The sequence below is a fragment of the Micromonospora sp. NPDC049301 genome (assembly GCF_040678715.1).
GTDB lineage: Bacteria > Actinomycetota > Actinomycetes > Mycobacteriales > Micromonosporaceae > Micromonospora.
This window is the reverse complement of record NZ_JBFAQO010000008.1, coordinates 227,701-237,125: the sequence shown is the minus strand read 5'-3', so window position 1 is coordinate 237,125 and position 9,425 is coordinate 227,701. Positions and strand designations below refer to the sequence as shown.

General features: G+C 74.5%; 8 protein-coding genes. 4 read left to right on the top strand and 4 right to left on the bottom strand.

What is annotated here, in order from left to right; all coding sequences use genetic code 11:
* Nucleotides 1-107 precede the first annotated feature (107 nt).
* A complete protein-coding gene (locus AB0K07_RS24120) occupies nucleotides 108-560 on the bottom strand; it encodes a hypothetical protein (RefSeq protein ID WP_363757763.1) in 453 nt (150 codons plus the stop codon).
* Nucleotides 561-743: 183 nt separating this feature from the next.
* Nucleotides 744-2,726 (bottom strand): NAD-binding protein, encoded by a 1,983-nt coding sequence (locus AB0K07_RS24115; protein WP_363757761.1) that lies wholly within the window; start codon nucleotides 2,724-2,726, stop codon nucleotides 744-746.
* 94 nt (nucleotides 2,727-2,820) lie between these two features.
* Between AB0K07_RS24115 and AB0K07_RS24110 the strand changes: the two genes are divergently transcribed.
* The 4 genes from AB0K07_RS24110 to AB0K07_RS24095 all read left to right on the top strand — a co-directional run bounded on the left by AB0K07_RS24110 (nucleotide 2,821) and on the right by AB0K07_RS24095 (nucleotide 6,838).
* Entirely contained in the window at nucleotides 2,821-3,309 is a 489-nt protein-coding gene (locus AB0K07_RS24110) for an MSMEG_6728 family protein (RefSeq protein WP_363757759.1), read from the top strand.
* Nucleotides 3,310-3,334: 25 nt separating this feature from the next.
* Nucleotides 3,335-4,876, top strand: a complete 1,542-nt coding sequence (locus AB0K07_RS24105; RefSeq protein WP_363757757.1) for an FAD-dependent oxidoreductase — start codon at nucleotides 3,335-3,337, stop codon at nucleotides 4,874-4,876.
* 80 nt (nucleotides 4,877-4,956) lie between these two features.
* A complete protein-coding gene (locus AB0K07_RS24100; protein WP_363757755.1) occupies nucleotides 4,957-6,168 on the top strand; it encodes a hypothetical protein in 1,212 nt (403 codons plus the stop codon).
* 226 nt (nucleotides 6,169-6,394) lie between these two features.
* Entirely contained in the window at nucleotides 6,395-6,838 is a 444-nt protein-coding gene (locus tag AB0K07_RS24095) for an HNH endonuclease (protein WP_363757753.1), read from the top strand.
* Between the two features lie 72 nt (nucleotides 6,839-6,910).
* On the opposite strand, the gene AB0K07_RS24090 is transcribed toward AB0K07_RS24095, so the two are convergent.
* Both AB0K07_RS24090 and AB0K07_RS24085 read right to left on the bottom strand, forming a co-directional pair.
* Nucleotides 6,911-8,476, bottom strand: coding sequence for a serine/threonine-protein kinase (locus AB0K07_RS24090; RefSeq protein ID WP_363757751.1), 1,566 nt, complete (start codon nucleotides 8,474-8,476; stop codon nucleotides 6,911-6,913).
* Between the two features lie 89 nt (nucleotides 8,477-8,565).
* On the bottom strand, nucleotides 8,566-9,384 hold the full coding sequence (locus AB0K07_RS24085; protein WP_363757749.1) for an enoyl-CoA hydratase/isomerase family protein: 819 nt from the start codon (nucleotides 9,382-9,384) through the stop codon (nucleotides 8,566-8,568).
* Between the last annotated feature and the right edge of the window lie 41 nt (nucleotides 9,385-9,425).

The following is a 9,425-nucleotide window of genomic DNA, read 5'->3' as shown; positions in this document are numbered from 1 at the left end:
CGGTCCCCTCCCCCGCGAAGTGAAATTACCAACGCGGAGTGTGAGGGTTCGTCGATCATGGGCACAAGATGGCCGAACGGCCAATCCTGGGAGAAACCTTGGAGCCGTCAGTCCCTGCCGGACGCCAGCGCGGAGACCACCTCAACGGCCTTACGCTGCACGGATTCCGGGTCGGTGGCCTGCTCTACGACCACATTGGGGCCCGGCGTCGCGGCACCGAAAGCGACGAACCTCGCCGAGGGGAACCGTGCGGCTGTCGGACGGACCGCCCGCACGGGCGCGTCGCCGACGGCCAGGATCACGCCGCAGCGACTCTGCACCAGACTGGCGAGGAACGTCTCGGCGTTCTCGCCGGTCTGCGGGCCGTCCACTTCGAGGAACTGCACCTTGACCCGCGTCGCCAGGGAGGCTTCCTGCATACCTGTCCACACCGGACGGGCCTCCGGGGCGGTGACGCCCGCGGTGCCGGTGAGCAGGCACGCCGTCTCGGCCCGGTACTCGCGCTGACGCGGCTCGGGCTCGGCATCGGGCCACAGCGCCCAGCCCACGACCACCACCACGATCAGGCCAGCCGCCGCCAGCGGCCACCACTTCGGCCGAGCCCGCAACCACCGTACGACCACCGTGTCGCGTCGCGGTCGTTGCGCGTCGCGGGCTCGTCGACCCACCCCACCACCAAGCACGGGCGCACCATACTCGGCCGCCTCCACCGGTGGGAGCCGCACCGGCCGCGCCAGGTGGCGTCAGCTCACCTCGCCCGTCCCGTCGTACCGGTGGGTCAGCTCGAAGTCGTCCGTTGGGCCGCCATTGGTCGTCGAGGGAGCGCCCCCGACGGGAGGAACGGGATGCGCCGCTCCGGGCGCGGACGCGGCGACCGCGGCGTCCGTCGGGTCCGGCACCGAGGGAGGCGCCGCCGCCGGGGCGTGCACCCCGCCGTGGACCGGCCCGGCCGGGCGAGGGACCGGGCCGGTGCGGGCGGGCGGCGCGCACTGTCGCGTCAGCCAGTCCAACCCGCGCCGCCGGGCGACCACGGTCAGCCGGTCCCCCGCGAAGATCACTTGCCGGGGGTCGAGGTCCTTCCACCAGATCGTCTTGGCTCCGCCCACTGGAGTCCGGGCGATCAACCGGACCTGCCCGTCCCGGTTGACCACGTCCAGCGGTCGGCCGTCCAGCTCGGAGCCCGCAGCAACCGGCACCTCGGCGACCGGCAGTGCGTGCCGGTCGACCGGGATGGTACTGATCACGGCGCGCTCGGTGAGCGCCCCGATGAAGGCCGGGGCGGCCAGATAGGAGACCGACCGGGACACCCCGAGCGCGAAGGTCTCCTCCACCCGTTCGGCGAAGTCGCCGTCGAAGAGCCGCAACACCACCCGCAGGTCGGTGCGGAGGTCCCGGGCGGCCAACGCCGCCTCCAGGTTGGCCACGTCGTCGGTGGACGCCACCACCAGCGCCTGGCAGTCGGCGACCGACGCGGCGGCGAGGGTCTCCGGCAGCGCGGCGTCCCCCACGATCAACGGCACCTCCAGCTGCCGCGCCAGGGTGCCGCCGCGCGGCTCGGGGTCCTTGTCGATCGCCACGACCTCGACGTCGTACTCGCGGAGCTGCGCCATCACCCGGGTGCCGACGTTGCCGAGGCCGATCACCACCACGTGCCCGGCCCGGGCCGGTTGCAGCCGGCCGGTGTGCAGGGCCAGCCGTGCGTTGACGATGCCGTCCACCACGACGGCGGTGATCAGCGGGATCAGCGCCAGCCCGGCCAGGTTGAGCACCACCTGCATGATCTGGGCGTCGGCCGCCTTGTCCGTGTCCGGGTCGGCGCCGCTGAGCGTGGTGACCAGCGTCAGGTACAACGCCTCCACCGGGGAGACGTCCTCCGCTCGGGAGATCAACGCGCCGAGCACCGCGATCACCGCGAGCACCACCATCACCGCGATGCCGATCTTGCGGGTGGCGAAGCCGCGTACCGCTCCCAGCAGCACCGTGACCGGGCGACGCCGACGGCGGGCCCGGACCAGCCGGCGGGCGGCGACCTCGGTGCCCGGCGGCTGACCGGTCGCCTCGGCGAGGACCAGGTCCGCGCCGGCCTGCTCGGCCGGCAACAGCTCCACCCCCTGCTCGCTGACGTCCGCCAACGCGCAGACCACGTCCTGCGCACGGACGTCGGCCCGACGAGCGACCCGTAGGGTCTTGTCCCGGTGCTGGAAGGAACTCGGGTCGACCTCGCCGAGGGCGGCAGCCACGAAGGCCGGCGCGGCCATCTCGGCGTCGGAGAGCACCTCGACCGGCGCCTTGAGCAGCTTGCGCACGCCGTCGGCGAGGGTGCCGTTGAACATCCGCAGCACCTGACGGACCCGCTGGTCGACGGCCTGTGCGCAGAGCGCGGCGTGCAGGTTACCCACGTCGTCCTGGTGCAGCAGGGCCAGACCGGTCGCCCCGGCCAGGCCCGCGGCCTCGAAGGTGGCCACGTCCAGCCGATCCGAGCGGACCACCCGGACGCCACGCAGCCCGGCCACGTCCGGGCCGTTGCTGCGGTAACGCTCCGGCACCACGACGGTCACCCGGGCCCCACCCGCCGGCAACTCGGATTCGAGCATCGCCCGGGCCACGTAGTAGGCGAGCGCGTCCTTCCCGCAGATCACGTAGTGCGGTCGCGGGTCACCGGCGGACCGCAGCCGCCAGTTCCACTCGACCGCCCGTCGCGCCCGGTCCCGCCACGGCTCCGCCATGCCCGGATCGTAATCAGCACGACCATGGTGGGCGACCCCGTCCGGATCATCCCCGACCAGGCATGCCCGCCCCGGCGACGGGTAGAGCAGCGCCATGCAGACCTTCCTCCCGTACCCGGACTTCCTGGCCAGCGCCCGCACGCTGGACCAGAAGCGGCTGGGCAAGCAGCGGGTGGAGGCCATCCAGGTGCTGCGCGGGCTCACCCGACCCGGGTACGGCTGGCGCAACCACCCGGCGGTGAAGATGTGGGCGGGGTACGAGGAGGCGCTCACCCGCTACGGGCTGGACATGTGCGCGGTCTGGTCCGAGCCGGGCAGGGCTGACACCTGCGCCGCCACGCTGACCGTCGACCTCACCGCCGCCTGCGGCGCCGGCGTCGTGCGGACCCAGGACGAGCTGGCCCGGGCCGGTGAGCTGCCACCGTGGCTGGGCCGCGACGACCTGCACCTGAGCCACCGCTCGTCGCTGCTGCGCAAGGACCCGTCGCACTACCGCCCCCTGTTCGGCGACGACGTGCCGGAGGACCTGGAGTACGTCTGGCCCGCCTCCGACCGCCCCCGCCGCTGCTTACCAGGCCCTTGAGCCGTCGGTGGGGCAGACTGCCCCCATGGCGCTGTCGCAAGTGGTAGGTCGGCTGATCGGCGTACGGCAGCACCAGGTCGACCCGGGCGGCGGTGGCACCGACCGGGTGCCGCGACCCACCACGGCGCTGGTGGTGGGTGGCGGCATCGCCGGCATGTCGGCGGCGGTGGTGCTGGCCGAACGCGGTGTGGCGGTGACGGTGCTGGAGGCGGCGCCCACCCTCGGCGGGCGGCTGGGCGCCTGGCCCGAGGCGCTCGCCGACGGCAGCAGCCAGCAGAACGAGCACGGCTTCCACGCGTTCTTCCGGCAGTACTACAACTGGCGGTCCATCCTCCGCCGGGCCGACCCCGACCTGGGCTTTCTGAAGCCCATTCCGGGCTATCCGATCCTGAGTGAGCAGTGGCCGACCGAGGAGTTCGGCAAGCTGCCGCCCGCACCACCGGCGAACCTGCTCGCGCTGCTGCTGCGCAGCCCCAGCCTGCGCCTGGCCGACCTGCGGTCGATGGATCGCGACGCCGCGCTGCCGCTGCTCAGCTACGACCCGGTGCGCACCTACGCGGAACTGGACGACTCCACCGCCGAGGAGTTGCTGGCCTCCCTGCGGCTGCCGGACCGGGCCCGGGCGATGCTGTTCGAGGTCTTCTCACACTCGTTCTTCAACCACGAGGCGGAGATGTCCGCCGCCGAGATGGTCGCCCAGTTCCACTTCTACCTGCTCGGCAACCCGGAGGGGCTGGCCTTCGACTGCCCGGACGAGGACTACGCAACGGCGATCTGGCAGCCGCTGACCCGGCACGTGGAGCGGCACGGCGGCCGGGTGCTCACCGGGTCCACCGCGACCGGGGTCCACCGCGACGCCGACGGCTGGCGGGTGACGACCGCCGACGGCGGCGGTCACCGGGCGGGCCACGTGGTGCTCGCCGTGGACCCGCCGGCACTGGCCGCGCTGGTCAGGGCCTCCCCCGACCTGACCGAGCGGGCACCGGAGCTGGTGGCGCGGATGCCGGCGTTCGGCACGCCCGGCCCGCCATACGCCGTGGCCCGGTACTGGTGCGACGGCGACGTGGCCGCCGGCCGGGCGGTGTTCAGCGGGGTGTCCCGGCAGGCCACGTTGGACTCGGTGACGCTCTACCACCGGTTGGAGAACGAGTCACGGCGCTGGGCGCGGCAGACCGGCGGGTCGGTCGTGGAGCTGCACGCGTACGCCTGTGGGCCGGGAGTGCCGGCCGAGGAGTTGGCCGAGCGGATGCGCCGTGAGCTGGTGACGCTCTGGCCGGAGGCCGCCGGTCTGCGGGTCCGCGAGCTGCGCGCCCGGGTCCAGGCGCAGGCCCCGGCGTTCAGCCCGGGCAGCCACGCCTGGCGACCGGGGGTACGCACCGACGCGACCGGCCTCTACCTGGCCGGGGACGGGATCGCCACGGACTTCCCGAGCGCGTTGATGGAACGCTCCGCGGCGACCGGGATCATCGCCGCGAACCACATCCTGCGCGCGGAGGGCGGCGCGGCCGAGCCGGTGCACTCGGTGCGCCCCCGCGGCCTGCTGGCCGGGCGAGGCACAGGAACCTAACAAAGCGGGCATATGCCCCGCCGTGCTGCCGTAGCCTGGATTGATCATCCGTCGATCGACCGGGCGGGAGGGCAGCGGAGATGTCGCCACTGCACCGCGCCGGCGCGCAGAGCGGACCACCGGCGGAGGAGATCGGCCGGGACGACGCCTACCCGTTGATCCGCGACGAGCGGGCCTGCATCGTCACCGCCCTCCGGCTGGGCTGGTGGATGGCGGACGCGTACCACCAGGGGCAGCAGGCCGAACTCGGCCCGGCTGCCGACGCCCGCACTTCCGGCCCGCCGGCCAAGCTCTCCAACTTCACCGAGATGTCCACGCCCCGGCGGATGCGGATGTACCTCGACGGAGTGGACGTCGCGCTGGGCCAGATCGCCGAGCTCACCCGGCACGCCGGGCCGCTACCGGACACCTCGGCCGCCCGGTCCCGGCTACCCGACCTGGACCGGCCCGGCCCCGCCGACCCGGCGCCGCTGCTGCTCGCCCTCGACGACCTCAACATGGAGGTGCTGCGCTGGGCGATGGCCACCAACCACCGGGTCGGGCTGGCCTACCGCCTGGGCCGGTCGCTCGCGGACACCGTCCGGGCCGGTGACGCCGCCCAACTGTCACGGCGCTTCGGCGGCCGGCAGATCCAGATCAGCCGGTGGCTGGAGGAGTTGGCCACCGTGCTGCCGCCGTACTCGGCCGCCGTGGTGCGCCGCTCGCTGGCCACCTGGGCGACCGCCGTGGACCAGGCCGGCCGGGGCGACCCGACCGCGCCGACCCTCACCGAGCTGGCGCGGGAGCTGCGCAACCAGGGCGATCTGTGGCGCGGCGTACTCACCGGCGGGCTGCATCCACGCGACCTGCTCGACGAGGAGGACTACGCGGTGGTCGCCCGAAACCTGATCATCCGGGACCGCCGGCTGGTGGCGCAGGCGGCCCGGGGCATCTTCTGGCCCGTGCTGGTGCCCCTGCTGGTGGTGCTCTTCGTGGTGGTCGGGGTGAGCGCCGCGGCGGCGTCCGGCTCGCCGACAACCCGGGCCACCGTCGCGCTCCTGGGCCTCGGTGCCGGGCTGGCCGCCATCTGGCGGTCGGTCTCCGGGCCCGCGCTGGCGGTCGCCGGCGAGGTCAACCGGCCACTGCTGGACAGCGAACTCGCCGCGCGGATGGCCGTGCGGGTGGACCGCCCGCTGGCCACCGCCTGGCAGACGGCGGGGACCAGCGGCCGGACCCGGCGGCAGCGCCGCCCGGAGGAGCCGGACAGCCGATCGAAATACGTTGCCCGTCTGTCCCGCGCCGACCTACCGTGAGCGCGCAAGGTCAACCACCGCCACGGGAGCAGATCATGACGATGTCGCACGTCACCACCGTGCCATCGGTGCTGCCCGGCGGCGGTTGGCGAGCGGAAGACCCCCGGGCGGGACGGCCCGACTGACGCGTGCCCGTACGCGCCCAGCCGCCCGTCCGACAGCCGGACCGGGCGGCTCTTCGCTGTCCGGAGCAGTTCGTCCGTCACCACCATGGAGGGAGAACCCGGTGGACGCCGTCCTCGTCATCAACGCCGACCTCGGCCCGCTGCACCGGGTCACCGTCCAACACGCCGTCCGGATGCTCTGCCGAAGGGTCGCCGAGATCCACGAGGCCGAGCCGGATCAGGTGATCGGCGTCTTCCCGATGCCCCGGGTGGTGCGGCTGGTCCGCTACGTGGTCACCCGCTGGCGGTTCAGCTCCGGGCCGGCGTGGTCCCGGGCCGGCGTCCTGCGCCGCGACGACCGCTGCTGCGCGTACTGCGGCGGCCCGGCGTCCACCATCGACCACATCCTGCCCCGCTCGCGCGGCGGCCGGAACACCTGGCGGAACACCACCGCCGCCTGCTACGGCTGCAACCAGCGCAAGGGTGACCGGACGCCGGCGGAGGCGGGCATGCCGCTGCGCCGGGAGCCGGCGAACCCGGGCTGGGCGGCGCTGGCCGGGCGGTGACGGACCGGCCGGCGGGAACGGGGGGCCGCGCCGGGGGGTACGCCCTCCGACGCGGCACCCGCCGGCCCCCGGTCAGCCGGCGCGTTCCTTGACCTTCGGCATCGGGCGGCCGTTGGCGCAGTGCACCCGGATCTCGCTCTGGTGCCCGGCGGAGGTCAGTTCAACTTCGATCTTCTTCGCCGGGCCCGGGTCGTACGCCTCCGCCCGGTACCCAGGTGCCGGCGTCACCCCGAGCACCTCGGCCGACCCTCCGACACAGCGGACGGTGACGGTCCCGCCCTGGGTGTCGACCGGCACTCCCGGTCGCGGCGCGGGCGTGGGTGCGGCCCGGGTCGGGGTCGGCCCGGGGACGCCGACGGTCGGGCTCGGGGGCGGTGTGCCACCCGGACCGGTCGGCGCGGCGGACGGGGCGGTGCCGGCCGGCACGCCTGCGCTGGCCGGCGGGGCGGCTCGTGGGGGGTCCGCCGGGCCGGGCGGCTCGGCCGTGCGGGGCATCCCCACGGTGGTGGTGCCGCCCGGTCCGATGCCGGTCCGTGGCGTGCCCGCATCCTGACGCCGTGTGCTCGGGTCACCGAGCGATCCGGCCATCGCCACCGCGGCGACCACCGCACCGCCGACCGCCAGCACCAAGCGTCGGCGACGCCAGGACCGCCGCCGGTCGTCACCGGTCGTTCCGGCTGCGGCAGCGCCAACCGGCTCGGCGGGCCCGGTGACCGGGGAATCGGCCACGTCGGCTCGCCCCGCCGGCTTCGCCCCGCCGCCGGCGGTCCGTTCGCTGGCGGGCGTTCCCGTAACGGTCAGTTCGCCGGCGGTCCGTTCCGTGGCCGTCGTTGCACTGGCGGTCAGCAGGATGCGGGCCGCCTCCGCCGCGGGTGGACGGTCGTCGGGGTCGCGGGCCAGGCACCACCGGTAGAGCCGGTGGATCTCGGCCGGCACCCCGTCGATCTCGGGCAGCGGGTCCGGTTCGACGTGCGCGTGTGCGCGGAGCATCGCGGTCTGCGCCTCGGGGCGCCAGGGCAGCCGGCCGGTGAGCACCCGGTGTGCGAGCAGGCCGAGGGCGTACACATCGCAGGCCGGCAGCACCTCGCCGGCTTCCAGCCGTTCCGGCGCGAGGTAGGCGGGCGTGCCCAGCAGCCGACCCTCGAAGTCGATCTCGGGATCGCCGGCGACCGCCGCGATGCCGAAGTCAAGCACCTTCGCGCCGGTGGGGGTGAGCATCACGTTCTCCGGCTTGATGTCGCGGTGCACCAGACCCTGGGCGTGCGCGGCCGCGAGCGCGGCCGCCACCTCCCCGCAGACCCGCAGGCCCGCGCGGGGCGGTAGCGCCCCGGAGGACAGCCGGTGGTCGAGGGTGTGACCGTGGAGCAGCTCCATCACCACGAACGGAACCGGCCGGCCCGACAGCCGTGCTTCGCCGTAGTCGTAGACGCTGGTGACGTGCGGGTGCGACAGCCGGGCGGCGGCCTTGGCCTCGGCCCGGATCCGCAGTCGGGCGTTGGTGTCCGACGCGACGAGCACCTTCACCGCCACGTCCCGTTCGAGCACCTCGTCGTACGCACGGTGCACCGCGGACATGCCGCCACTGCCGAGACGCTCCAGGAGCCGGTAGCGGCCCGCAAGCAACTGATCACGCTGCACGACGGACAGCCTGCCGTACCGCCCCTGCGCCACGCCAGCCGGGATCGAGATCGTCAAATGGCCGGACCGACCGGGCGGGCTACAGCCGCTCAGTCACCAACGGGCGGCTGCCAGGCGAAACGGGGTGTCCGGCGCTCGGCGACCGCCGCCACCCCCTCCCGGGCCTCGCCGCTGGTCGCCACCTTCCGGTGCCACCAGGCGACCCGCGCCGGCCCCGCCCGGTCGTCCACGATCTCCTTGGCGGCGGCGACGCTCATCGCCGACCGCTGGGCGATCGCCGCGGTGAGGTCGTCGACCCGCGCGGCGAGCCGATCGCCTGTCAGCACCTCGTCGACCAGACCGACCCGCAGGGCCCGCTCGACGTCGATCAGCTCGGCGGTGAACAGCAGGTGCTTGGCGGCGGACGGGCCGACCAGCCGGGTCAGCCGGCGGGTGGTCGGCGCCGGGTAGACCAGCCCCAGCCGGGCCGGCGGTACACCGAACCGGGCGTCGTCGGCCGCGATCCGCAGGTCACAGGCGACGGCGAGCTGGCAGCCGCCGCCCACGCAGGCACCCCGGATCGCCGCCACGGTCGGCTTGGCGAAGCTGGCCAGCCGCTCCTCGGCGGCCACCGCGATGCTGGCGTCACCGGCGTCCAGCAGCTCGGCGAGGTCGTTGAGGTCGGCCCCGGCGCAGAAGGCGTCGCCCGCGCCGGTGAGCACCAGCGCCCGTACGTCGGGGTCGGGCTCCAGCCGGTCCAGCAGTTCGGGGAGCTGCCGCCACATGGCCGCGGTCATCGCGTTGCGGCGGGCCGGGTTGCTGATCACCACGGTCGCGACCGGCCCGGTCACCTCGACCGTCAACTCCGCGTCCGACACGTGCACCCCTTCCCGCGCCACCTGGCCGACGTTCGCCGGTGCGGCGACCATAACGGCGCGGACCCGGCGACCACCGTCGAGGGTGGCCGCCG

Coding starts and splice junctions, on each gene's coding strand:
- AB0K07_RS24110 (WP_363757759.1), top strand. CDS start 2,821: ATGCAGACCTTCCTCCCGTACCCGGACTTCCTGGCCAGCGCCCGCACG.
- AB0K07_RS24100 (WP_363757755.1), top strand. CDS start 4,957: ATGTCGCCACTGCACCGCGCCGGCGCGCAGAGCGGACCACCGGCGGAG.
- AB0K07_RS24115 (WP_363757761.1), bottom strand. CDS start 2,726: ATGGCGGAGCCGTGGCGGGACCGGGCGCGACGGGCGGTCGAGTGGAAC.
- AB0K07_RS24085 (WP_363757749.1), bottom strand. CDS start 9,384: ATGGTCGCCGCACCGGCGAACGTCGGCCAGGTGGCGCGGGAAGGGGTG.
- AB0K07_RS24105 (WP_363757757.1), top strand. CDS start 3,335: ATGGCGCTGTCGCAAGTGGTAGGTCGGCTGATCGGCGTACGGCAGCAC.